Origin of the sequence: Desulfovibrio sp. TomC (assembly GCF_000801335.2) — a bacterium.
Taxonomy (GTDB): domain Bacteria; phylum Desulfobacterota; class Desulfovibrionia; order Desulfovibrionales; family Desulfovibrionaceae; genus Solidesulfovibrio.
This window is the reverse complement of record NZ_JSEH01000009.1, coordinates 63,338-87,132: the sequence shown is the minus strand read 5'-3', so window position 1 is coordinate 87,132 and position 23,795 is coordinate 63,338. Positions and strand designations below refer to the sequence as shown.

At 64.4% G+C, this 23,795-nt stretch carries 20 protein-coding genes; 5 read left to right on the top strand and 15 right to left on the bottom strand.

Annotation, left to right across the window (positions count from 1 at the left end; genetic code table 11):
- The first annotated feature begins 113 nt into the window (after positions 1–113).
- Complete coding sequence (locus NY78_RS10390; RefSeq protein WP_043635306.1) at positions 114–1,343, top strand: hypothetical protein; 1,230 nt, start codon at positions 114–116, stop codon at positions 1,341–1,343.
- Between the two features lie 135 nt (positions 1,344–1,478).
- Here NY78_RS10390 and NY78_RS10385 read toward each other — a convergent pair whose 3' ends face one another.
- Together NY78_RS10385 and NY78_RS10380 are read right to left on the bottom strand one after the other, a co-directional pair.
- Positions 1,479–1,937: an SRPBCC domain-containing protein gene (locus tag NY78_RS10385; RefSeq protein ID WP_053062183.1), complete on the bottom strand. Its 459-nt coding sequence runs from the start codon at positions 1,935–1,937 to the stop codon at positions 1,479–1,481.
- A 188-nt stretch (positions 1,938–2,125) separates the two neighbouring features.
- On the bottom strand, positions 2,126–2,569 hold the full coding sequence (locus NY78_RS10380; RefSeq protein WP_043635305.1) for a universal stress protein: 444 nt from the start codon (positions 2,567–2,569) through the stop codon (positions 2,126–2,128).
- Between the two features lie 193 nt (positions 2,570–2,762).
- Between NY78_RS10380 and NY78_RS10375 the strand changes: the two genes are divergently transcribed.
- The 4 genes from NY78_RS10375 to NY78_RS10360 all read left to right on the top strand — a co-directional run bounded on the left by NY78_RS10375 (position 2,763) and on the right by NY78_RS10360 (position 6,950).
- A complete protein-coding gene (locus NY78_RS10375) occupies positions 2,763–3,977 on the top strand; it encodes a radical SAM protein (protein WP_043635302.1) in 1,215 nt (404 codons plus the stop codon).
- Positions 3,977–5,107, top strand: coding sequence for a glycosyltransferase (locus NY78_RS10370; RefSeq protein WP_043635299.1), 1,131 nt, complete (start codon positions 3,977–3,979; stop codon positions 5,105–5,107). Before NY78_RS10375 ends, NY78_RS10370 begins: the two co-directional genes overlap by 1 nt.
- 86 nt (positions 5,108–5,193) lie before the next feature.
- Positions 5,194–5,547: a hypothetical protein gene (locus NY78_RS10365; RefSeq protein ID WP_043635296.1), complete on the top strand. Its 354-nt coding sequence runs from the start codon at positions 5,194–5,196 to the stop codon at positions 5,545–5,547.
- Between the two features lie 245 nt (positions 5,548–5,792).
- Positions 5,793–6,950: a glycosyltransferase gene (locus NY78_RS10360; RefSeq protein ID WP_043635293.1), complete on the top strand. Its 1,158-nt coding sequence runs from the start codon at positions 5,793–5,795 to the stop codon at positions 6,948–6,950.
- 80 nt (positions 6,951–7,030) lie between these two features.
- Here the strand turns inward: NY78_RS10360 and NY78_RS10355 are convergent, their stop codons facing one another.
- The 13 genes from NY78_RS10355 to kdpC all read right to left on the bottom strand — a co-directional run bounded on the left by NY78_RS10355 (position 7,031) and on the right by kdpC (position 23,742).
- Positions 7,031–7,486 carry a hypothetical protein gene (locus tag NY78_RS10355; RefSeq protein WP_043635290.1) on the bottom strand — a complete coding sequence of 152 codons (456 nt, stop codon included), beginning with the start codon at positions 7,484–7,486 and terminating at the stop codon, positions 7,031–7,033.
- A 68-nt stretch (positions 7,487–7,554) separates the two neighbouring features.
- Positions 7,555–9,018, bottom strand: a complete 1,464-nt coding sequence (locus NY78_RS10350) for a lipopolysaccharide biosynthesis protein (RefSeq protein ID WP_043635287.1) — start codon at positions 9,016–9,018, stop codon at positions 7,555–7,557.
- 58 nt (positions 9,019–9,076) lie between these two features.
- Entirely contained in the window at positions 9,077–10,972 is a 1,896-nt protein-coding gene (locus tag NY78_RS10345; RefSeq protein WP_043635284.1) for a radical SAM protein, read from the bottom strand.
- 116 nt (positions 10,973–11,088) lie between these two features.
- Complete coding sequence (locus tag NY78_RS10340) at positions 11,089–12,072, bottom strand: ABC transporter permease (RefSeq protein WP_043635282.1); 984 nt, start codon at positions 12,070–12,072, stop codon at positions 11,089–11,091.
- The gene (locus NY78_RS10335) at positions 12,069–13,121 is read right to left on the bottom strand and encodes an ABC transporter permease (protein WP_043635279.1); all 1,053 of its coding nucleotides are present in this window, start codon (positions 13,119–13,121) and stop codon (positions 12,069–12,071) included. Before NY78_RS10335 ends, NY78_RS10340 begins: the two co-directional genes overlap by 4 nt.
- Positions 13,118–14,602 (bottom strand): ATP-binding cassette domain-containing protein, encoded by a 1,485-nt coding sequence (locus NY78_RS10330; RefSeq protein WP_043635277.1) that lies wholly within the window; start codon positions 14,600–14,602, stop codon positions 13,118–13,120. Before NY78_RS10330 ends, NY78_RS10335 begins: the two co-directional genes overlap by 4 nt.
- A 22-nt stretch (positions 14,603–14,624) precedes the next feature.
- Positions 14,625–15,803, bottom strand: a complete 1,179-nt coding sequence (locus NY78_RS10325; RefSeq protein ID WP_043635274.1) for a BMP family lipoprotein — start codon at positions 15,801–15,803, stop codon at positions 14,625–14,627.
- Positions 15,804–15,881: 78 nt separating this feature from the next.
- Entirely contained in the window at positions 15,882–16,946 is a 1,065-nt protein-coding gene (locus NY78_RS10320; RefSeq protein WP_043635271.1) for a glycosyltransferase family protein, read from the bottom strand.
- A 190-nt stretch (positions 16,947–17,136) separates the two neighbouring features.
- Positions 17,137–17,619 carry a hypothetical protein gene (locus NY78_RS10315; RefSeq protein WP_156180920.1) on the bottom strand — a complete coding sequence of 161 codons (483 nt, stop codon included), beginning with the start codon at positions 17,617–17,619 and terminating at the stop codon, positions 17,137–17,139.
- Positions 17,620–18,508: 889 nt separating this feature from the next.
- Positions 18,509–19,417 carry a hypothetical protein gene (locus NY78_RS10305; protein WP_043635265.1) on the bottom strand — a complete coding sequence of 303 codons (909 nt, stop codon included), beginning with the start codon at positions 19,415–19,417 and terminating at the stop codon, positions 18,509–18,511.
- Positions 19,418–19,536: 119 nt separating this feature from the next.
- The gene (locus tag NY78_RS10300) at positions 19,537–20,235 is read right to left on the bottom strand and encodes a response regulator (RefSeq protein WP_043635263.1); all 699 of its coding nucleotides are present in this window, start codon (positions 20,233–20,235) and stop codon (positions 19,537–19,539) included.
- Positions 20,232–22,910, bottom strand: coding sequence for a sensor histidine kinase (locus NY78_RS10295; protein WP_043635261.1), 2,679 nt, complete (start codon positions 22,908–22,910; stop codon positions 20,232–20,234). Before NY78_RS10295 ends, NY78_RS10300 begins: the two co-directional genes overlap by 4 nt.
- A 244-nt stretch (positions 22,911–23,154) precedes the next feature.
- Positions 23,155–23,742 (bottom strand): potassium-transporting ATPase subunit KdpC, encoded by a 588-nt coding sequence (gene kdpC, locus NY78_RS10290; RefSeq protein WP_043635259.1) that lies wholly within the window; start codon positions 23,740–23,742, stop codon positions 23,155–23,157.
- Positions 23,743–23,795: the final 53 nt, after the last annotated feature.

Here is a 23,795-nt window from a genome sequence, read left to right as displayed (position 1 = left end):
TCCTTTGGGTTCCGGCGTCATCTAATACCGCCCTGCCGGACTGTAAAGCCGGCCATGACAATTGCAACGTATGGGCGTAGGCTGTGCCCCAATTCCGCCTCCAAGGAGCCCCCATGCCCGCTTTCCGACTGCCAGCCGCCCTCCTCGCCGCCATGCTGTGCCTGTTGCCCACGCTCGCGGCCGCCGCCAAACCTGCGCCGGCCGAGGCCACTGAAACGCCGCCCACCCTCTCGGCCGCAAGCCTCCTGCCCGAGGCCGTGCTCCTCGGACCCAACCACAGCGTGGACGACAAGGTCGACAACGACGGCTACATCAATACTTACACCCTGCACTCGCCCAAAGGCGACCTGCGCGTGGAATCCACCGCCCTGCTCTATACCCGCATCAAGGAACTCAACGCCGCCGCCGCCATGGGGCAAGTCAATGCGGGCGCGGAAATCGGCAAATCCGTGGCCAAATCCGCGGCCGGAGCCGTCACCGGGGCCTTCAACCTCATTGTCCACCCGGTCGACAGCTTCTCAAGCGTGGGCAAATCCTTCTCCCGCGCCCAGGCCAGCGCCCAAAGCGACCGGCCCAAAAGCGACGACGGCACGGTCGGCGAACTGCTTGGCTACAACAAGGCCAAACGCGACTACGCCAAGGCCTTCAACGTGAACCCCTACTCCGCCAACCCCATTCTCCAGGCCGGCCTCAAGCGGCTGGCCGGAGCCGGTTTCTTCGGCTCTTTTGCCGCCTCGGCCGCCATCCCCGGCGGCGCGGCCCTGGCTGTCTTCAACAACGCCAGGATCACCCCGGAAAGCGCCGTTGACGTGTCCATCCCTCCCGAAGACCTGTTTGCCTCCAACCGCGAACGCCTCAAAGCCATGGGTGCCAGCCCTGCCCAGGCGGACCTGTTCGTGGACAACGCCCACTTCGACCCCATCACCCAGACCCGGTTCGTCCTGGCCCTCGACCGCATGACCAATGTGGCCGGACGCGCCAATTTCATCAAATTCTCCATTCTCACCGACAACGACGATCTGGCCTTTTTCCGCACCCGCATGGCCGAACTCTATGCCAATTTAAACGCCACCACCGACCCCGTCACAGGGTTCGTCTACGCCGGAAAATTCATCGTGGCCGAAACCCCCAACAACGGCATTCTCGCCGCCTTTCCCCTGGACTATCTGGCCTGGACCCCCACCCTGGCCGATATCGCCCGGACGCTTGGCGACGCCGCCAAAGCCCAGGGCGCGAAAAGCAGGAAACTCGTCGTCACCGGCGAAGTCAGCCCCCTGGCCGCCAAAAACCTCAAAAAAGCCGGCTGGACCGTGGTGCAGTTGCGCGAGGGGTTGCGGGGCTAGTCGCCAGGCGTCGCGTTCACGCACAGGAACGGACGCGACACGCGATTCCCGGGATCTCCCGGAGGCCGCCGCAAGGCGCCGCGCCCCCGCCGACAGTGTTGCTGCGGCCGGGGGCGCTGTCGTTTGCGGGACGGTTCAGCCCCGGGCAGGCAGGAAGAATGGCTCCCCGGTTTCCACCAGGGTCTTGAGCCGGGACAGCGCTTCCGGCCAGCCGTCGGTCACGGTGGCGGCTGTTGCGGTCTCGCCGCCGAAATCATCATGGATCAGGCGCAACCGGCAGGCGTTTTCGGCCAGGGGAGTCAGTTCCCAGGTGACCCGGGACGGCTTGTCGGCGGCAACTTCCGGCGACCAGAGGGCGCGAAAGCGCATGACCATCCGCGCAGGCGGGACGAACTCCTCGATGACGCCGGCTACGGCCGTCATCTCGCCCATAAGCCACGACACCGCGCCGCCCACCCGGAACTCGCTTTGCGAGCGCATGTTGAAATGCTGGTACAGCGGCGTCTTCGCGTCGTCGGTCAATACGGCCCATACCGCGCCGGCCGAGGCGCGAATATACAGTTCATAGCTGTGTCTGGGTCCATCTGGCCGCATGGAAAACCTCCTTCTCTCCAGCCCAGGGCACTACCGGCCGCCGTTGGATACCCTTCCTGACGGCCGCCTGACCCCCTTTCCTGCTGGAAAATTCACGCCCCCTTCCTGCGCCCCCATCCGAGGGGCCGGGGGGATGATCCCCCCGGTGGGTCCAGGGCAACGCCTGGTTGGGCCGGGCCATGCCCCGGTTACTCCGGACGGATGGTCAAAACAGGAATTTTGGCGGTCTTGACCACTTTCTCCGCTACCGAGCCAAAGGGGATACGGTTGACGCCGCGCCGGCCATGCGTCCCCATGATGATCATGTCCGCGCCGGTTGTCGCTGCGATTTCAATGATTTTTTCAGGGGCGTAGCCGTATTCGACCCGGCCGGTGGCCTTGGCGTCAGCAAAATGCTCGACCATGAATTCACCCATGACGCGATTGGCCCCTTCGAGGATCTGTTCGACCAGGGCCTGGATGCTGGTGGCGGGCACGTAGAGACTGGCGTACCGATTCATACTGGGCGAGACGTAGAGAACGACGAGCCGGGCGGAAAGTTTCGTGGCGAAGAGCTTGGCGTATTGGGCCAGCGGGGAAGCGGCCTCGGAGAAATCCACGGCCAGCAAAATGGTTTTGACTTGGGGCAGCATAGGCGGTCTCCCGGGTTTTTCCACCGCAATTGCATGGTATCCCCAGGGGTTGGCGGCCGCAAGTGTTTTCCAGGGCGGCCCGGTTGCCCAGGCTTTCACCCCAACGGCCAGGGGGCTATTTTCACAAAGCTTGAACCACAGCCTTTTTCGGCGTAAGGCGACATTTCGCCGTCAGGCTTATTTTGGAGGCTTCATGAGCAAACGCAGCAGCGTCGCCCTTGGCACGATTCTCAAGCAATCGGTCAAGGTGGCCCGTCATCCCTGGATTGCCGGTCGGTTGGCAGCCGTGGAAAAAGAGAAATTCCTGTTTTCCTTTCTCAATCCCCAGGCCCAGACCGGACATGCCCGCAGCATCCGGCAGTTGTCGATCCGCATCACCGACATGTGCAATCTGCGCTGTCACACCTGCGGCCAGTGGGGGGACCAGGGCTTCCTGCACGGGTGTAACCTCAAAGATCTGAAAAAACAGGAGATCTCTCCGGAGCGCTACTTGGCGTTGCTGGAAGATCTGGCTGCCAACGGACACCGGCCGTCGGTGTACCTGTGGGGCGGCGAACCGACCATGTACAAGGGTTGGCTGGACATCATCGAACGGGCCACGGAACTGAAGATGCCGACGTCCATTGCCACCAATGCCACCGGACTGGTGGCGGCGGCGGACCGGCTGGCGGCCGCGCCCATGTTCCTGCTCCAGATTTCCATCGACGGCCATTCGCCCGAGACGCACAACGCGGCCCGGCCTTCGGCCGGCGGCGGCGACAACTACAAGGTCATCCAGGAATCGCTTTCCGCCATCAAGGAAGCCAAGAAGGCCCACAAGACCAATCTGCCGCTGGTGGCCGCCCTGGCCACCATATCGAGCGCCAACGTCCATCATCTGGTGGACATCTACGAGGCCTACAAAGACCGGGTGGACCTGTTCGTCTACTATCTGTCCTGGTGGATCGACGAAAAGAGCGCCAAGGCCCATGACGAGGATTTCGAACGTCGTTTCGGCTTCAAGCCCAAGCTCCATTGGGGCTGGGTGGGCGATTGGACCATCAAGGACCATGAGACGCTCAACAAGCAGCTCCTCGAACTCAAGCGCCGCTCCAGCGGATTCAAAAATCCCCCGATCAACATCATTCCCAATATCACGGGCGTGGACAATCTGCGCGAATACTACAGCAACCACGACTCCACCTTCGGCTACAACCAGTGCATCTCCATTTATCAGGCCGTGGAGCTGGATTCCAACGGCGACATGTCGCCCTGCCGTGATTACCACGACTACATCGTCGGCAACGTGCGCGACCACACCATCACCGAGTTGTGGAACAGCGAATCGTATCGCAAGTTCCGGGCCAGCCTGCACACCGAGGGGCTTATGCCCTCGTGTACCCGCTGCTGCGGCCTGATGGGCTATTGATGGCCGACGCGACGACACCTGCCCGCGTTGTCTTCCTGCTCCAGGATCTGGCCTTTGGGGGAACCCAGCGCCAGGCCCTGGAGCTGGGCCTGCGACTTGACCGCACCCGCTTTGCCCCGGAATTCTGGATGCTCTCCGATGTGCGCGATTTCGCGCCCCGGGCCGAGGCCGCCGGCATTCCGCTCACCTGGCTCTCGCCCTACCCCACGGTGGGTCTGGGGTCGCTGCTGGCCTTGAAGCGGACCCTCAAAGCCCGTCGCCCGGACCTGCTCGTCCCCCTGACCGCCCTGCCCAACATCTGGGGCCGGCTGTTTGCCAAGGCGCAAGGCCTATCCGCCGTGATCGGCACCTGCCGCGGCGGCGGCGCCGTCAAACGCCAGCATGAGCGGTTTTTAAAGGGTCTTTGCGCCCATCACATCGTCAATGCCGCGCCCCTGGCCCGGGCCTTGACGGCCATGGGCCGGCCGGCGTCGAAAGTAACCTGTATCCCCAACGGCGTGGATACCGACCATTTTCTGCCGCCGCCCGACGAACTGCGCCCGGTGCGCGAGGTGGTGCTGTGTCTGGCCCGGTATTGCGAGGACAAGGACCACGAAACCCTCGTCCGGTCCTTTGAGTATGTTGCGGCCAGACGGCCCCGGGCCGAACTGTGGCTGGTCGGCGACGGGCCGCTGCGGACCCGGGTGCGCACGCTGGCCACCCGAAGCCCCGTGCGCGGGCTTATCCGCACCTATCCGTCCACGCCCGACCCGCGCCCCTTCTTCCAGCAGGCCTCGGTGGTCGTGTTGTCCTCGGTGCGCGAAGGCCTGCCCAACGTGCTCCTGGAAGCCATGGCCATGGGGCTGCCGGTTGCAGCCACGGCGGTTGGCGGCATCCCTGATCTGGTCGTGCCCGATGCAACCGGCCTCCTGTGCCCGCCGCGCAATCCCGAGGCCCTGGGCGAGAACATTGCCGCCCTGCTGGCCGACGAAGACAGGCGGCTGGCCATGGGCAAAAACGCCCGGACCCGCGCCGAGACCCTCTATTCCATGGAAGCGATGGTCCGTCGCCACGAAGCGGTCTTTGAGCAGGTGCTCTCCGGCCGGCCGGCCCCGGAACCCGTTTCGGCCGGTCCCGGAGCAGACGCCTGACCACGCCTCTGGCGCGTCTCCCGGAAATTCGTCGCTCGTTGTTGCCGCGCCAGCCCCCTCACCGGACGCGCGGGATGGAGTCTCAGATGAGTCGAACCCTGCGTGTTACCCTGCTGGCCTGCCTGCTCCTGACCCTGCCCACCCTGGCCCTGGCCGAAACCGATATGGCCGGCATGTGGCGCGGATCGCTCTATGGTTCCTCGCTTTCAGCCATGGTCGAACAGGACGGCAATTCCGTCAAAGCCGAGGTGGTGGTCTGCGCCCTGACCGGCGAAACCAACGTCTACCACGTGGTCGGGGTCATCCTTAACGGCCACGTCTATATGTTCCACGGCAGCGGCCACGTCTTCGAAGGCGACGCCAAAGGCAACGAGCTGGAGGGCGTCCTGACCACCAAGGGCGGCAGTAAAATCGAACTGCACGCCACGCGCACGCCATAGGGCGTGGGGTGTGGGAGAGAGAGCAGAGGGAAGAATGCCTCCGGCGGCCAAGGGGCAGTGCCCTTTGGAATCCCACCCGGGCTTCGATTGCTTTGACAGTGAGGCCTTGCCCCTGCCGGAAGCGGGATCTGGGCAAAGCCAGGAAGAAAAAGGGTCAGTATGTCCCGGAATCCGGAACACCGGATTTTGCGGCTGCGTCCCGGGCCGGATGTATTCTTTGCCCGGGGCGATCACCAGGAGGATCTGTGGAGTTGTTCGTTTACGGCGTCATGGCCGCACAGCTGTGCGTGCTGGCCGCCCTCTATCTGCTTGGACAGAAACATGTGCGCGGCGGCAACGGTCCCGAGACGCTGCCCGAGCGCCGTCCCCGGGTGACGGCCATCGTGCCGGTCACCGGCGACACGCCCGGCATGCGCCAGGCCGTGGCCTCGCTCATTGACCAGGACTATCCCGATTATTCGGCGATTTTCGTCACCGCCCAGGCCGATGATCCGGCTGTGGCCCTGGTTGCCGGCGTGGCCGGAAACGACGCCCGGGTCATGCAGGTCGTTGCCGGCCCGGCCACAACCTGCGGCCAGAAAAACCACAGCATCCTGGCCGGCGTCCGGGCTGCCCAGACCGCCGAGGTGTTTGTCTTTTGCGACTCGACCCATGTGGCCGACCGCGGTTTCGTGTCCAATCTGGCCGCGCCCATCCTGCGGGGCGATGCGCCCATGACCAGCGGCTTCCACAAGATCGTGACCAACGACGGGGCCACGGCCACGGTCGGCATGGCCGTCACCTGTCTGGCCCTGCACCTGCTCCAGCCCATCCGGGCCATCACCCAGCCCTGGGGAGGGGCCATGGCCATCTCCCGGCCGGCCTTCGACCGCTTCGGGCTGGTCAAGTTGTGGGGGCACAACATTGTCGACGACTTTTCCATGGGCCCGCATCTGCACCGCTTCGGCGTAACGGCCTGGCCGGTGGCGGCCGCCTGTCTGCACACCCCGCTTGCCAAGGTGAGCCTGACCCGCTGGGACGACTGGCTGACCCGCCAGCTGCTCTATCTCAAGTTCTGCATCCCGCCGGGCTGGCTGGTGTCCATCTTCGCGGTGTTGCTGCTCTCCGCTCCGCCGGCAGCGGCGATCGGGCTGCTTGCAGCCTGGATGGCCGGCTTTGGCTGTGCCCAGGCGGCGGCTGTTTCGGCGTTTTATCTGGCCGCTTTTGCCGGTCTCGGGCTGTGTTTCCGCAGCCTGAGCCCCCGGCCGGTGGGCATACTGCCCTGGCTTCGGGGCTACTTTGCGACGTTTGCCATGCTGGCCTGGTGCTTTGGCCGCACCTTTGCCACCAACACCATGTCCTGGCGCGGCATCCGCTACAAGGTCGGCTGGGGCGGCGTGGTCAAGTCGGTCATCCGGGACTGATTTCAGGGCGCAGGCACAAGCGAAAAAAACGGCCGCCGTTCCCAATGGGAGCGGCGGCCGTTTTGCGTCAGGCGCACGTATTATTGCTGGTTGCGATAGCCCCAGGCCGGCGCATGGTCGGGCGGACCGTGCTTCTTGTGCTTCTTGGACTTCTTCTTGGACTTTTGCTGGTCCTGGTCCTGCTGGCCCTGTTCATGCTGCTGGCTTTGCCCCAGCTGGTTCTGCTGCCCCTGGCCCTGCTGGCCCTGAGGCATCATCTGGCCCTGGTTCGACTGGCCCTGGTTGGACTGGCCCTGGTTGGACTGGCTCTGATTCTGCTGGCTCTGATTCTGCTGGCCCTGAGGCATCATCCGGCTCTGGTTCGACTGGCCCTGGTTCATTGGGCCTTGGCCCTGATTCTGTTGCACCCCGCCGTATTGGCCCGGCTGCCCCCCCTGCCCCGTCGGGCTCTGGTCCTTCTTGGCCAGTACGGATGTTGCCGGCAACAAGCCGACAAGACAAAGCGACACGACAAGATGACGCAACATGGTATTCATGGCTTTGGGTCCTCGCTTCCCAGGGCTGTTAGCACAAGGGAAGGATCGGGGACAGGAAAACCGCAAAATCAGGCGATGCCGGCCTGCGCCTTCTGGGCCTTGAGTTCCCGCTGCCACCGGCGCACCAGGAAGAAAAACGGCGTCAAGGCCAAGACCTCGGGAATTTCGCGGATGCCGAAGCGGTAGGTGGCCAGATACAGCACCGCCCCGGCCGCGCAGGCCGCAGCGATGCGCCACATGGATTTGACGTCGATGATGCGCATGGTCGCCTGACAGTAGGCGGTGGTGGTCACGGCCACGGCCGCCTTGGTGATGAGCATGGCCAGACAGGTGCCAAGGAGCGGGTCCATGGGGATGAGCGTGGTGCACAGGGTCAGGTTGAGGAGCAACCCGCCGATGTAGACGAAAAGGAGCAGGCGCTGCTTGCCCTGGCTCATCATGAGATAGGCGGCCAGGTTGTGGACAAAGCCGCAGATAATCGTGCCGACCAGCCATTTCTGCATCCACATGGCGTCGTAATAGGCCCCGCCGTAAATCAGCCCGATCAGGCGGTCGGACTCGACGAACAGCACAAACATGATGGGGATCGACGCGCCAATGAGCCAACGCACCGAATTGTTGGCCAGTCGGGTGAATTCCGACTTGTTGCTTTTCCACAAGCGCACGAACAGCGGATAGAGGATGCTGCGCAAAAGCAGGTTGGACACCAGGATGGAAATGCCGTCCACCAGCTCCCAGGTGACGCTGTACTGGGCGACCTTGATCGGGCCGCCCTGGTTTTGCAGGAAATAGAGGTTGGCCTTGTTGTACAGGATGGCGGCCAGGGCCATGAGCACGAACACCGTGCCGTTTTTGGCCGTGGCCCAGGTCCGGGCCAGCGACTTGCGCTTGAGCGACAAGCCGGTAAAGGCGGTGGTGCGCAGGGCCATCCACACGCCGCCGAAGAGATTGACCACGTTTTCAATCAGTTTGAAAAGGGCAATCCAATGCGGCGCAGCCCCCAGGGCAAGGAGCGAAATGGCGTAGCCGTAGCCCAGAACGCCGGCCACGACCCGGATGCGGCCTTCGAGGTCTTGGCGGCCTTCCACCCGGATGGCCACGAAAAAGGAACTGGCAATGGCTTCCAGCCCAACGCCGGCCGAGATGACCATGACGAGGTTTTTAAGGCCCGGCGTATAGCCCTGCCAATAGACGAAAATGACCACGCCCACCCAGCCCGCCACCAGCAGCACGCCTTTCAGCAGGGTGTACTGGGCCAGGATGTCGCCCTTGTGGCTGTATTTCTTGCAAAGGGAAGCGACCAGCGGCTGGTTGAGGCCGAATTCGCCGAGAAACAGGATGATGGAGGCCAGACCGAAGGCCACCATGAATTCGCCGTAGTCGCTGGTGGAGAGCCGGGCCAGATAGATCAGGAAAAAGGTATGCAGGGCGTCGTGAATCCACTGGGCGCCGGCAAGTTGCACAAATTTTGAGAAGATGCCGTAGGACGGCTTGGGTACGACAGTCGGCGCGGGGGACGGTTTTTGGGGCATTGGGTTTTCCCCCTTCCGGCCGCGCAGGGCGGCCGGAAGGGATGCTCAAGCGATACGGCTAGCGAGCCTTGGATTTTTTCTTGGCGGTTTTGCCGGATTTCTTGGCCGGAGCAGCCTTGGCCGGCTTGTCGGCGGCGGGCTTGGCGGCCTTGGCCGGAGCCGGCGCAGCGTCCTTGGCCGGCTGCGGCGCGGCCTTCGGGGCCGGCTCGGGAGCCGTGGCCGGCTGCGACGCGGGTTTCTTCTCCGGTTCAGGCGCTGGCTGCGGGGCCGCAGCCGACTTGGAGGCAACCACGGCCGGCGGCGTCTCCACCTTGATCGCCGGTTCGGTCATGCCCTTGGTGGCCGGGACGGTATTCATGCGGGTCGCAGGCACCGGCTCGGGCTTTTTCACCGGCTCAGGCGCGGGTTCCGACGGCGGCGCAGGGGCCGGCGCAGGCTCGGGAGCTGGCGCGGGTTCCGGGGCCGGTTCCGGCGCTTTGACCGGCTCGGGCTGCGGCGTCGGGGCCGGTTCTTTCACCGGCTCAGGCGCGGGGGTCGGCGCAGGAGCCGGTTCCGGGGCCGGCGCAGGGGCCGGTGTCGGCTCGGGCGCTTGCACCGGTTCGGGCGTGGGTTCCGGCGTCGGCTCGGGGGTCGGTTCCGGGGCAACGGCCGGCTCGGGCGCTTTCACCGGCTCGGGAGCCGGTTCAGGCGCGGGGGCCGCGGCCGGGGCCGGCTGGGGGGCGCAGGAGCCGCCGCCGCAGCAGCCGCGCGGGGCGCACTGGATAAACGCGCCGAACTTCTCCAGTTCGTCCACCCGACAGCTCCAGACCAGCTTGTCCTTGTAGAAAATGGCGTCCGGACAGCCGTCGCACATGTTCTGGCGGCCGTCGTCAAAAAGATCGCAAGGCTGGATGACCATGATCGACTGGATGTGCACCGGCTGGGTCCACATCTTGGGCCGCAGGAGCAGCTTGCCGAAGATCTTGCCCAGGCTCTTGTTGAAGGGCGCAAGGAAAATGAGCTTTTGCAGCCAGGCCGTCCAGCACGGACGGGTATAGGCCAGATACGTGCCGAAAAAGAGGTGGTGGAAAATCTGCATCCACTCGGCGAACTTGTCGTCGAGGTAGCCTATGATCTCGTCCTTGGTGCCGGCGCGCAGGGTGAGCAGCCACTTCATGGACCGGGAGTCCTCGGTGCCGTTTAAGTAGGCGCAGGGCTCGTGCTCGGGATAGGCCAGCCGGATGGCGTCGGCGATTTCCTGGGAGTCCAGGTCTTCGTGGGTTTCCTGATGGTCGAGCTGGTAGACCAGATTGCCCACGTCAACCGGACGGCCATTGGCGAACACGTCGAAGTTGCTGCGTTTTCTGGCCGAGCGGAACAGGATGTAGACCATCGTCTGGACAATATCGATATGCTCATGGGCCCAGCGGGTGAGCATGGGAATTTCGGATACGGTATCGCGGTAGATGGTGGCGTTAAAGGAGCACGACACCTTGCCTTCGCCGTGTTCGCGGATCATCTCGGCCAGTTTCAGGCGAAGCGCGCACAGGTCTTTCTCGCTAGCCCCCTTCCACCCCGGCCGGACCTGATGCGAATCCACGTGCATGGTGAAGCCGACAAGGCCGGCGGCGGCCAGCTCGCGCACCAATTCGGGGGTGAGCGCCTGTCCGTTGGAATTGATGATGGGCTTCCAGCCCTGGGCCGCGACATAGCGCACCAGCGGCACGATGTCGGGGTAAATGAGCGGTTCGCCGCCGGCAATGGAAATACCGTCGGTGCGACGCATCTTTTTGACCCGCTCCAGATCGGCGATGACCTCGGAGAGCGGCTTGTGGCCGAAGGGATCGTTCTCGCGGTAGCACCCTTCGCAATAGAGATTGCATTTGGTGGTCGGTTCAAGCCAGGTAATGGCGTTGTCGGCCAGATTCCAGGGCAGCCGGTAGTACGTCTCCGGAGTCAGCGGGCGTTTTCTCATGGCAGTTGCATCCATTGGGCGAAGATTATGCCGCTTTCATGGCGACTTGGCGTTGCGTTATCGTAAATGGCCGAGGCTTGCAACCGCAGGGCCGGCAAATCCGCCTTGGGCGCGGTTTAAAAGCCTTTGTCCAGGGCCCCGACAATGGCCCCGGGCGCGCCGCCGGCCGTGCGCGGCACAAGCCGCCCAAGCAGCGGCACCCGCCGGGCTGCCTCGCGAAAGGCGGCCGAGCGGCGCAGATTGACCACGAGCAGGGTCAGGATCATGACCGGGAAGGGGGCGATCTGAAAAAGCGTGCCTGAAAGCCCGGGCAGCACGTCCTGGAGGGCAATGCCGGCCACCTGGATGGAGGCGAAAAAGAGCGCCCCAAGGGCCACCCGCACCGGCTTCCAGCCGCCGAAGATGACGATGGCCAGGGCGATCCAGCCGGCCCCTTCACACCCCTGGGGATGGCCCCAGCCGGGTTTGACCGACAGGGAATAGAGGCCGCCGGCCAGTCCCCCAAGCGCCCCGCCGGCCAGACAGGCCAGGAACTGCACCCGCTTGACGGCAATGCCCCGGGTGCCGGCGGCCAAGGGGGATTCGCCGACCGCCCGCACCACCAAGCCCGGGCGCGTGCGCATGAGAAAAAACCAGACCAGCCCCACGGCCGCGAGGCTTATAAGGACCACCGGACTTTGGCGAAAAAGCGCCGGCCCGATCAGCGGGATGTCGGACAGGCCCGGCAGCTGCAAGGCCCCGAGATCGGGTCCGGGCTGGCGGGCCTGGGTATGGCCCATGAAATAGGCCAGCTCCCGGCAAAAAAGCGTCAGTACAAAGCCGACGGCCAGTTCGGATGCGCCAAGGAGCAGCCCGAAGACGCCGAGAATGGCGGCAATGCCCGCTCCGGCCAGCCCGCCGGCGGCCAGTCCCAGCCAGGGGTTGCCCGTGATCCGGGCCGCGGCAAAAGCGGCCATGGCGGCAAACAGGATCGTGCCGTCCAGGGACAGGTTGATGACCCCGGCCCGCTCGGAAATGGTTTCGCCAAGAGCGGCCAGAATGAGCGGGGCCGCGGCAAAGAGCACGGCGGCAATCAGCGCGGTCAGGTACTCCAAGCTCATGCCCCACCTCCCTTAGCGCCGGTGTTGCCGGCCGGCCACAGCCGTCTGGCGGCAAACAGGGTGAGCACCAGCACCCCCTGCACCACGCCGGCCAGGGAGGAGTCGAGCGACAGGGCCAGGGGCAGCTGGATGGAACCAACGGTCAGGACAGCGAAAAAGAGGCAGGCCAGGGGCAAAAAGCGCAGGCTGCCCGAGGCCAGCAGCACGGCCATGATGGCGGTGTAGCCGTAATTGCCGGAAATGGACGGGATAAGGCGGTGATACAGGCCGGCCACCAGGATGCCGCCGGCCAGACCGGCCAGGGCCCCGCCAAGGGCCATGGCCGCCAGCATCCGGCGCTTGGGCCGAAGCCCCAGGCGCTCGGCCGCCACCACGTTTTGGCGAACAGCCGACAAGGCCAGCCCGAAAAAGGTCCGGTTGAGCACAAAGGCCACCAGCCCAAAGGCGGCCACAGCCAGAATAAGCCCCCACAAACTCATGGGACGCCCGCCAAGGGCCGGGAGCCACAGCTCGGCCGGCAAAGGCTCGGTGCCGGACATCGAGGCCATGCCCGGCCGTTTCCAAAAGCCCAGGATCAGCCACAGGGACACGCCCATGGCCACGAAATTGAGCCCCAGGCCGGAAAAAATCTCATGCACCCGGCCATGGGTGCGCAGCACGCCGGACAACAGCGCCCAGACAAGGCCGCCAACCATGGCCGCGACCAGCGACCCGGCCACGGCCAAGGGAGCGGGAAGCAGGCCGGAAAGCCCGGCCACACGCAGAAACCACAGGCAAAAAACCGAACCCATGGTGATCTGCCCTTCCACCCCGATATTCCAGAGGTTGGCGGCAAAGGTCACGCACAGGGCCGCGCCGCACAAAAGCAGCGGGACCAGGGCGGACAGGGTGCGCAGCCAGGCCTGGCCGGACCCGAGGCCCCCCTCGGCCATGACGGCCAGGGTCTCAAAGGGCGGCGCGCCGGCGGCGGCCACAATGGCCAGGGTGACGACCACGGCCAGGGCCAGGGAAAACCCGGCCCGCACAAACGGCGAGGCGCGGCCGGTCACGAGCGCACCTCCCCGGCGGCCATCCGGCCGGTCATGAGATCACCCACACAGGCGGCGTCGTAGGTTCCGCTGCGCAGATCCGCCGCCAGGGCGCGGTTGTAAAAAACCAGCACCCGGCCGGCGTGGTCAAGCAGCTCGTCGAGATCTTCGGAAAAAAAGACCACGGCCGCGCCGGCTGCGGCCCGTTCCCGGAAATGGTCCCAGATCTGGGCGATGGAGGCGGCGTCCAGGCCCCGGGTGGGGTTGTCGGCCAAAAGAAGCCTGGTGTCGTCGGGCACGAGCGACAGAAGCAGGCGCTGCTGGTTGCCGCCGGAAAGCCGGGCCGCCCGGGAATCGGGCACATTGGTCAGGCGAAACCGGCCCACGCAGCGCTCGGCGAAAATCTCGCGGGCCGCATCCCGGCGTTCGGGAAAGGCCAACCGGACATGGTCCAGGAGGGTCAGTCCCGGGAACAGGCCCTCTTCCATCCGCGAGGCCGGCAGATAGTGGACGGCGGCGTCCAGAAACCGGGTGAGCGGCCGGCCGGCCAGCTCCCGGCCGGCCACGGCCAGACGGCCGGCGACCACCGGGGCTATGCCGGCCAGTCCGCGCAAAAAGACTTCCTGGCCGCCGCCGGAAATGCCGGCCACGCCCACGATCTCACCCGGCCGGATGGCCACGGACAACGGCTCCAAAACGACTTTTTCGTCGGCAATGACGGCGTCTTCGACCACCACCAGGGCCGCGGCGGCCGTGACCGGGTCGGGTCGCGGCGACGGGGGCGCGGCAACGCAGGCAGCCTGCGATCCGAACATGGAGGCCAGGATGGCCGGAGTGGAAAGGGGGGCGTCAAAACTCCCGACCAGCCGGCCCTGGCGCAGCACCGACACGGTGTCGCACAGCTCCCTGGCCTCGGTGAGCTTGTGGGTGACCAGGGCCACCGCCCGCTCGCCGTCGGCCACAAAGGCCCGAAGGACGGCAAAAAGCGCTTCTTTCTGGGCCGGCGAGATGCCGGTGGTGGGTTCGTCGAGAATTAAAAGGCGCACGTCGCGGTCAAAAAGCCGGGCCAGCTCCAACTGTTGGCGCTCGGCCACGCTCAGACGGGCCGCCGGCCCGTCTGGCGGCAACACAAAACCCATACGCGCGCACACGGCGGCCAGCCGGGCCTTGGCCTCGCCCCGGGCGAGCACCGGGCCGCCGCCCAGGGCAAAGTTCTCCCAGACCGCAAGCGGCGGGAAATCCAACGGGTCCTGGCACAGCATCCCGATGCCCAGGCTCCCGGCCGCTTCCGGGGTCAGGCGGGCGTAGGCGCTGCCGCCGACCGTGATCTCGCCGCCGTCCGGGGCCAGAACGCCGCACACGACCCGCATGAGCGTCGATTTCCCGGCCCCGTTCTCCCCCAGGACCCCGTGGATGGTTCCCGGGGCAAAGCGCACGGAGATGTCGTCATTGGCGGTAAGCGGCCCGAACCGCTTGACGATATGCGATAAAACGACATCCATGCGCGATACTCCCGGTCGCCCCCTACTTGGAGGCGCTGGCGCCCTCTATGCCGCGAAGGAGCTGCGGACAAAACCAGATGTCCTTGTCCGTGGCCACGGAACCGGCCTGCACAAAGGTGGTGCCGTCCTGGTACTGGAGCGGTCCGGCGTAGAGGTTGACCTTGCCCGTGCCGAGGTCGGCGATAAACTGATCCAGGGCTTTTTTGGCCTCGGGCGACAGGGCCGCGCCCTCGGTGAAGCCGATGGGGCTTTTGTCGGGGTTGTTAAGCGCGGCGAAATCCGGGGCCAGCCACGTAAACCCGGGCTTGTAGGTGCCGGCGGCCACATCCTTGACGATGGACAGAAGCGGCGGTCCCCAGTTGAAGTACGGCACGCCCAGGCAGACGTCGGGCGCAGCCTCGCAGGCTAGCTTGTAATCGTAGGGCAGGGCAAAGACGGCCGCCCCGGCCTTTTTGCGCGCCCCGGCCACGGTCAGCGCCTCGGGGGTGTCGATGCCGGAAATGACCACGTCGTAGCCCTGGTCGAAAAAGGAGCCGGCCACCTGGTTGGGGTCGGAGGTGACGCCGGGAATGTTGAACCAGAAGCCGATCCAGCTGACCTTGAAATTGAGCGCCTCGGGCTTTTGGCCGCGCACGGTTTCCCAGGCGTAGCGCGCGCCAAGGTAGGCGGCGTTGGCCAGCCGGCGGGTCTCGTCGTTGATGAGCGGTCCCAGGAACCCGATCTTGCCGGTCTTGGTGGTCATGGCCGCGGAAAATCCGGCCAGCATCTTGGCATATTCCATCTTGGAAAAGACGTTGCCCAGATTTTTCGGGGCCTTGCCGGTCAGGGCGTCGTCGCCGGAAAGATGGACGAAGGTGAGGTCGGGGTGGGCCTCGGCCGCCTCGCGGATGCCGTCTTTCATGTCGTCGGAGCCGGCCAGGATGAGCGTTGCCCCCTTGTCCACCAGATCATCCACCAGCTGGGGAATGGTCACGCCCGGCCGGTCGGCCGGATTGACCTTGTCGAGATAGAGCATCTTTGTGCCGGGCTGGTGCGCTTCCACGTACTTGCCGCCCTCGTACTGGGCCTGGCTGTAGCCTTTGTCGTTGTAGGGACCGACTAGGAGCAGGCCGAAGGTGAGCGGCTTGTCGGCGGCCAGGCCCAGGGCGGCACAGGCCAGGACAAAGACGGCGGCAAGCGCCAGGGACAGGGGGCGACGCATAGGGCAGATCTCCTTGAAATGGGATTGGCGTGGGGGCACCTTAAAAAAACCAGGGGCAATAGGCCAGGACCGAAACCATCAGGATCGCCCCGGCAGCCGGCCGTGGCGCAAAAAACTGTCGAGCAGGCCAAAGACTTCGTCGTTGCCGCAAAACCGGCCGGTGGCAATGCGCTGGCGCATGGCCTCCAGGTCCTGTTCGAAATCCGGCAGCAGGCCCGGCTCCAGACGATCCATGGACGCGCCCCGGCCATAGCCCAGGCGCTCCAGATAGATGGCGTTTAGCTGCTGCTCAAAGGCCCCGGCCACAGGAAAGGACAGGACGGGCTTGCCGTAAAAAAGGGCCTCGCTCATGAGATTGTGGCTGCCGCCGCAGACCACGTAGGCGCAGGAGGCCAGATCGTCGAGAAACCCCTCTTCGGAGTAGTTGCGATAGGTCAGGTTGCCGTCGACCTTGTCCATCTTGTAGCCGTAGACCCGAAATTCCCGATCAATGGTGCGCAGATACGGGGCAAAGGCGTCGCAGATGCCGCAGCTCTGGTAGACCACGATGTGGCTGCCCTGGCTGGGGGCGCGCGCCATGACCGACTGGCGCAGGATCGGCGGGGCCACCAGGGCGTGGGCGCCGGGTTTGGCCGGCGGCTGGAAAAAGGAGATGGCCAGATAGTCCGAGCAGGCCGAAAACAGGAAGCGGATGGAAGCCCGGATGCCCCAGTAGTCGGGCCAAAGGCGCGGCGGCACCGGGTGGTCGCAGCAGGAAATGACGTGCTGGTGGTCGATGGACAGGCAGGGGATGCCGGCTTTTTTGGCGGCAATGGGCACGAAATATTCGTAGTCGGAGATGGCGGCGTCGGGCCGGAACTCGGCAATCAGCCGGGCCAGCCGGGCCAGTTCCGCCGGGCGTTTGAGGAGGGTCCGGGCGGCCAGTTTGAGGGTGGCTGGGGTGTCCAGACGCTGGTTCTTATAGCGCGTGCCGGGATTTTCAAACCGTTCCACCCGGAATTCGCGCGCCAAAAGACCGGCCCCTTCTTCGCTGGAAACGAAGAGGAACTCATGCCCAAGCGCCGCCAGATGGCGGGCCAGGATCAGAGCGCGAATGGCGTGGCCGTGCTGGGTGCCGTGGACGCCGTAAAGAATGCGGGCCATGGGTGCGGTCTGTCGCCTCCGGGGCAGTCTCGGGCGCGGCCGTCTCCCCGGGGAAGGGACGCGGCGGCCCGGATCGGACGGTGGATAGCCCGGGGAGCACTAAACGGCAAGGCCGCCGGCGTCAACTGCGGCATGCTCCCTGGGGGACGGAGGGACACTCCGTCAGGCCGCCAGACCGGGCGCGGCACCATCAACCCAGGGAATGAAGACGGGCATCCCTCTGGCCGATGCCCGGCGGACCGAGGAGAAACTTCACTTCCTCGCGGGTCAGGAGGCAGGGTTGCGCCGGCTCACGGCTTGGAGCCGGACAGAGCCGGCAGAGAATCTCCCTGGACTGGGCCAGAAACGATTCCGCGCAGATGGGCAGGGCGCAGCATCCCTGGATACGGCCGCTTGCCGCTGCTTCCTGCACGATTTGCGGACAGGGCGGCCGGAACAGGGCAATAACCTCCATCCCGGCATTGCCGAGAACGTGTATTGCCTCCCGTGCAACATCGGCATCGTCTCCCACTTCATAATAGGCCAGCCGGCAGGCATGGGGGCGCTCGATCAGGCGCATGGCCCCCTCCAGGTTATGGGCGGTCAGAACGCCGAAATGCTCGGACAGCATACAGGCGATGGCCGCCATCTCTACGAGATCCGAGCAGATGATAAGCACGCTTACGGGCAACACTGATTTTTCCCCATTTTACAGATCCCGTGGCGAGATCAAACACAAAACAAGACGATTCCAACACAAGAAGTACATGATTATACTGCAAGGTATCAGGTGAATACGGAAAATCAATACCAGAGCAACCTTGATATTAAAATTTGTTCGGTTTTCGAATCTCAAAAATGTCGGTATTTCATCATTTATACACGAGACTGGAAGTCTCTTATTCATATTGAATTTAGCTTATGGTCGCCGGGTAAAAGCCTTTGGTTACCAACCTTTCCTTCAAGCAAGTTTCCATGGCAATTTTTCTGCTAGTAAAGTTTTTTGTAACGTGAAAAGCCTGCCCTGCTCTGACAAACCGCTCAGGCGGGCTTTGGCAGGTATGGCTCCCCGTGGCCCAGACCGGGCCAACTCCTCGGGGACCATAGGCTGAACCGACAGGGGACAGGCACGGCCGTACCGCACAAGCTCGGGGCTTAAGGAGGAGGAGAAAGCGCCCACACCCAAAACCCGGCCGCCGGGCTGGAAGCGTTTGGTCAGAGTGGTGTGGTGTGCCGGGGATAGTGGAAGAACAGTGCTTAAATCGAGTCAGAAGCGACACGTTGGCGGGAGAGGACTCCACACTTGACCTATAACATACTGATTACACTCGCAAACAACGATCCATGCGTTATGAAATAGCCCAGAAGCTCCCCAGCCTGGACCGCATATGCGTCCTGCAGGGTGATGAGACGCCCGTCGCGTGTAAGGCCCACGGCCAATTTCTTGGCGCTTCGCAGCGGCTCCAAATCAGCCAGGGCTTTGCCCATGACCGAGACTGGCCGCGTACGATGCTCTTGACCGGCCGAGTCGCTCCTCGCTTGCGGGGGACAAGGAGGCAAAAGAACTGCGGCCGACGAGTACGCTACCGGGTGGCCTTGGACAGACGCGTGTCTATCAGGTCTCGAAGCGTTTCCAACAGCTCTTCGCACCTGGCTGTGACCCGACGCTTTTGCCCCATGGAAAGCGCTAAAGCCTTCACGTTGGAGTTGATGCGGGAAAGCCTGACCACCTCGGTGTTGACCGCATCGAATGTCGCAAACGCCTGCAAAGCCGCCTGGAACGATGCACGGCTCTGGCCCGTGACCATTTTTCCCATCGCATCCAGGGCATCTTGCGCAGCCTTGGCGCTTATGGCCATTTCCCGTTCCATTTCGTCCATTCTGGCATCTGAAGCCTCCGCGATATGAGGAGCCTGCATGGCCAGAATCCTGGCCGTCATGCCCAGGGCGAGCAAGCCCTGGGTCGCAATGCGTCCGATCTCGTCGGACTGGCTTTCGGCCTGCACCGTCTGGCGGATGGCCGCTTCGAAATCCTTGAAGGATTGTACCGCCTCGCTGGCGGATATGCGGTAGGCCTTCAGATTGGTGTTAAGGACCGCCTGTCCGAGCAGTTCCTTGTCGATGGCCTGGAACTCCCCCCAGGCCACCGTGAATTCATCAATAAGTTTGGTTTCTGCCCCGGTGAGATCATTTTTGGAACCGGACAGCAACTCGAGCCGGCCCTGTTCGACCTTCTCCGAGAATGCCTTGGCCTTCGCCGCGAATTCCCCGGATTCTGCATCCGAGCCGGCCAGGATGGCATCTTTCTCCGCTTCGACCGAAGCCAGCAGATCGGAGAGCATTTGGGTCACCTGCCGTGATTTCCGCAGTTGCGAGGCGGCGACGCCTTTGAACCCGCTCCCTGCATCGTAGGAGGTAAAACCCCAATACACGACCAGGACGCCGACACAGATACCGGCGATAATCACGTTTCTGCGGAAATGGTTGCTCATGGCGCTCCCCTTATGGATCAGTAATGAATCCGGCCCGGCTTCCAGACACAGTCCGGCACATGCCCACTCACAGCATGTCCCGGTCAGGACAAAACGCCAAGCTGCCGCGGTGGTCCTGCCTACTCGCCCTGAACGAACCGGTACCCCACGCCGGATTCCGTCCGTACAAACCGGGGCTGCGAAGGGATGGGTTCCACCTTCTGGCGCAATTGGTGGACATAGATGCGCAGGTAGTGTTCCTTGTCCGTCGCGTTATGCCCCCATACTTCCTGGAGCAACTGCCGGTGGGTGACCACCTTCCCGGCGTTTTTGGCCAGATACGCCAGGAGATTGAACTCGATGGGCGTGAGGTGAATTTCCTTTCCGCCAAGATAAACCTGACGGTCGATCAGGTTCACGCGGAGTTCCCCGGACACTACCTCCTGCTTGGCCGGTCCGCTTTTGGCCGCAGCCAGACGCAGGGCCACCCGGATACGGGCGGCCAGCTCGCCGACGCCGAAGGGCTTGGTCAGGTAGTCCACCGCCCCGCCGTCCAGGGCGGCTATCTTGTCGTCCTGCCCCTCCCGGGCGGACAGGACGATGACCGGCGTGTCGGTCACGCCCCGAAGCAGGGACAGGACCGTCAGTCCGTCCAGGTCGGGCAATCCCAGATCGAGCAGGATCAAAACAAGGTTCGCGCCGGTGGCCATGGCCAGTCCCTGCTTGCCGGTCGCCGCTTCCGAGACCTTGTACCCCTGATCCTCCAACACCGTGCGCAGAAAACGCCGGATGGGCGCTTCGTCGTCCACGAGAAGAATTTCTTGGGCTGTTGCGCTCATGCTTCGTTGAACCCTGTGCGCAGCGGCAATGTCAAGTCGAAGCGCAGCCCTCCCCCGGAAACATTGCGGGCCGTGATGTCCCCGCCGTGCACCTTGGCGATGAGCCGGCAGATGGCCAGCCCCAGCCCGTAGCCGTCGGCTCCGGAGCCCCGATTCACCCGGTAAAACCGATCAAAAATCCGTTCCAGTTCCTCAGGCGGCAGGCCCTGGCCCTGGTCGGCCACCTGGATGAGCAACTGCGCCTCCCGGACCTTGGCCGAAACAGACACCGCCGTGCCGGCCGGGGTATGCTTCACGGCGTTTTCCAGGAGATTGACGAAAAGCTGCTCCATAAGCACCTCGTCCACGACGGCGAGGGGGAGATCGGGCGCCAGGTCCACCGTCACCGGGCGGGACGCCAGAGACGGTTCCAACCTGTTGAGCGCCGCTCCGAGCACCTCTTCCAGGGGAACGGCCTGGAGATTGGGCTTGAATTTTCCCGACTCAAGCCGGGCAAGGCGCAGCAGATTGTCCACAAGGCGGCTTAACCGCGCTGATTCATTGTATATATTTTGCGCAAGGCCAAACAGGACGTCAAACTCCGCAGACTTCCCCAAGAGCATAATCGTTTCAGCCGAACCGGCAATGGCGGCCAGCGGCGTTTGAAAGTCGTGGGTCACCGAAGACAGCAGCGACGATTTGAGCTTTTCCGATTCCATCTCAACCAGGGTGGCCTTGGCGGCGTCTTCCAGGCGGTCGACCTCAAGGGCCTGGGCGATCTGGGCCAAAAAGGCTTCCAGGAGTCGCTGCTGATCCGGGAGCTGCATCTGGTTTTTCGTCTCTGCCGCCCCTGCCTCCAGGGTCACGACGCCCACAACGCCCCCAGCTCCTTTGAGCGGCAAAAACACCGTATCCGAGTCGGCCAGGGTTTGCGTGCCCCAGCCGGCCGGCTGGCCATTGGCCAGCACCCACTGGGCCATGCCGAGCTGCTTGCCGTGCAGGGCAGGCGTTCCCGGCGTTTTGGCCCGGACCAGCAAACCGCCGGCATCGTCGGGCAAAAGGAAGACAACCCGAACCCTGAAGACGTCCACCAGATGCCGCTGGGCCACGGTCAGGAGACTGTCCAGGCCGCGCGTGGCCACCAGCTCCCGGGCCAGGGCGGCCAGGGCCACGCTCTGGCGTCCCGCCTGCCCGGCCGTTTCGGCCTGACGCTTGAGTTTGCCGGCCATGGAACTCATGACCAGCGCCACCAGAAACATGACCACGAAGGTGATCAGATGGCGCACGTCCGAAACCGCAAAGCTGTAACGCGGCGGCACGAAGAAAAAGTCGAAGGTCACCACGCTTAACACCGAGGCGGCCACGGCCGGTCCCCGGCGAAGCCAGATGGCCACGGCCATGACCCCCAACATGTAGACCATGATCAGGTTGGCCAGGTCGAGGAACGGGAACATGGCGAAGCTGATCCCGGTGCAAGCCCCCAGGATGCCGCCGGCGGCCAGATACTGTCGCCAGGGCAGCGCCAGAGGAGGCCGTTTCGCCACAGGAGCCACGGCCGCCTCGCCGGTCTCCCCCCGGATGACATGAACGTCGATCTCGGCCGACTCGCGGATAAGCTGGTCCACCGGGCTGCCCGTTATTAGATCCCGAAATCTTCGCCGCACCGGTTTGCCGACAATGATTTTGGTGACGTTTTGCTGCCGGGCAAAGGCGACGATCTCGCGGGCCACGCTGACGCCCTGGATCACAAAGGTTTCCGCGCCGAGTTCCTCGGCCAGCTTCAAATGGCGCAAGGCGCTGTCCCGGGCTTTTTGCGGCAAAGCGGTCTGGATGGAGACGGCCAGCCAGGGCGCGTGCAATTCGGAAGCCAGCCGTTTGGCCGCCCGGACCAGCTTGGCCGAACTGGGCGAAGGCCCCACGCACACCAGGATGCGCTCCGAGGTGGGCCAGGTGGTCTGGATGGAACGCCCGTGCCGATAGACCAGGACTTCCGTGTTGGCCCGTTGGGCCGTGGCCCGCAGGGCCAGTTCGCGCAGGGCCATCAGGTTGCCCTGGCGGAAAAAGTTCGTGGAGGCCCAATCCGCCTGCTGCGGCAAATAGACCTTCCCCTCCTTGAGCCGCTGGCGCAGGTCGTCGGGCGGCAAATCCACCAGCACCACCGACTCGGCCCGTTCCAGCAGCGTGTCCGGAACGGTCTCGCGCACCCGCACGCCGGTGATCTGGGCCACAATGTCGCCCAGGCTCTCCAGATGCTGCACGTTGAGCGTGCTCCAGACATCGACGCCGTTGTCGAGCAGTTCCACGACGTCCTTCCAGCGTTTGTCGTGACGGCAGCCCGGAGCATTGGTGTGGGCCAGTTCATCCACCAGCAGCAGTTCCGGATGGCGGCTCAAGGCCTGGTCCAGATCGAACTCGGACAAGGTGTGGCCGCGATAGTCAATGCGCTGGCGCGGCAAAATGGCCAGACCGGTGAGCAACGCCTCGGTTTCGGCCCGACCATGGGTCTCGGCCACCCCCACCAGCACGTCCACGCCCTCGGCCTGTTTGAGCCGGGCCGTTTCGAGCATGGAATAGGTCTTGCCGACCCCTGGAGCCATGCCGAGGAATATGCGCAGCCGACCGCCGCGCTTCTTGTTTTCCTCGCGGTTCACGTACTCCAGGAGTCGATCCGGATCGGGGCGATGGTCAGCATCCATGGACACGGGGGCAAGCCTCCTGCGGCGCACAAGGCCGCGGCCGTTCTTCTCTTTCCGCCAAGTGCGGCACGCCCGTTTCGGTCAGGGTCTGGCCAAGCGGCGCGCGCTCCCGCCACCGGACAAGGCCGGGGGCGGCGGGCCATCGGTCAGGGTCGCGCAAACGCGCCGCCCTGCCAACAGGCGATCTCCGGGAACCAGGGCTGGCCTCCGCCGGCAAGCGGGGGCCAGCCCTGTCGACTTAGTCTTACTTCTGCCCCGTCAGGGCGTCCAAGGCCAGATTGAGCTTGAGCACATTGACCCGCGCCTCGCCCAACATCCCGAATTGACGCCCCTCTACACTCTTTTCCACCAGCTCGTGCAGTGTTTTGACGTCAAGCCCCTTGGCCTTGGCCACCCGGGGGACCTGATAGAAGGCCGCGGCCGGGGAGATGTGCGGGTCCAGGCCGCTGCCCGAGGCTGTCGCCAGCTCGATGGGCACCGGGCCGTCGCCGTTGTCCTGGCGCAGGCCGGCAACCCGCTCCTCCACCGTGCTCAGGTAGGCCGGGTTGGTCGGCCCGAGGTTGGAGCCCGAGGAGGCCGAAGCGTCGTAGGGTTTGGGCGAGGTGGCCGAGGGCCGGCCCTGGAAATGGGCCGGATCGGCAAAGGGCTGGCCGATCAGGGCCGAGCCGACGACCTTGCCGTCTTTTTCGATGAGGCTGCCGGCCGCCTGGACCGGGAAAAGGGCCTGGCTCACGCCGGTCACGATGCCCGGATAGACCAAGCCGGTCAGCAGCGTCAGGATCACCAGTATGAGCAACGCCGATTTCATCTGTTGCAATGCGCAAGAAAACATAGCGGTCTCCTTCACTTACGTCCCCCTTTGGAGGTCCGGGGGGATCATCCCCC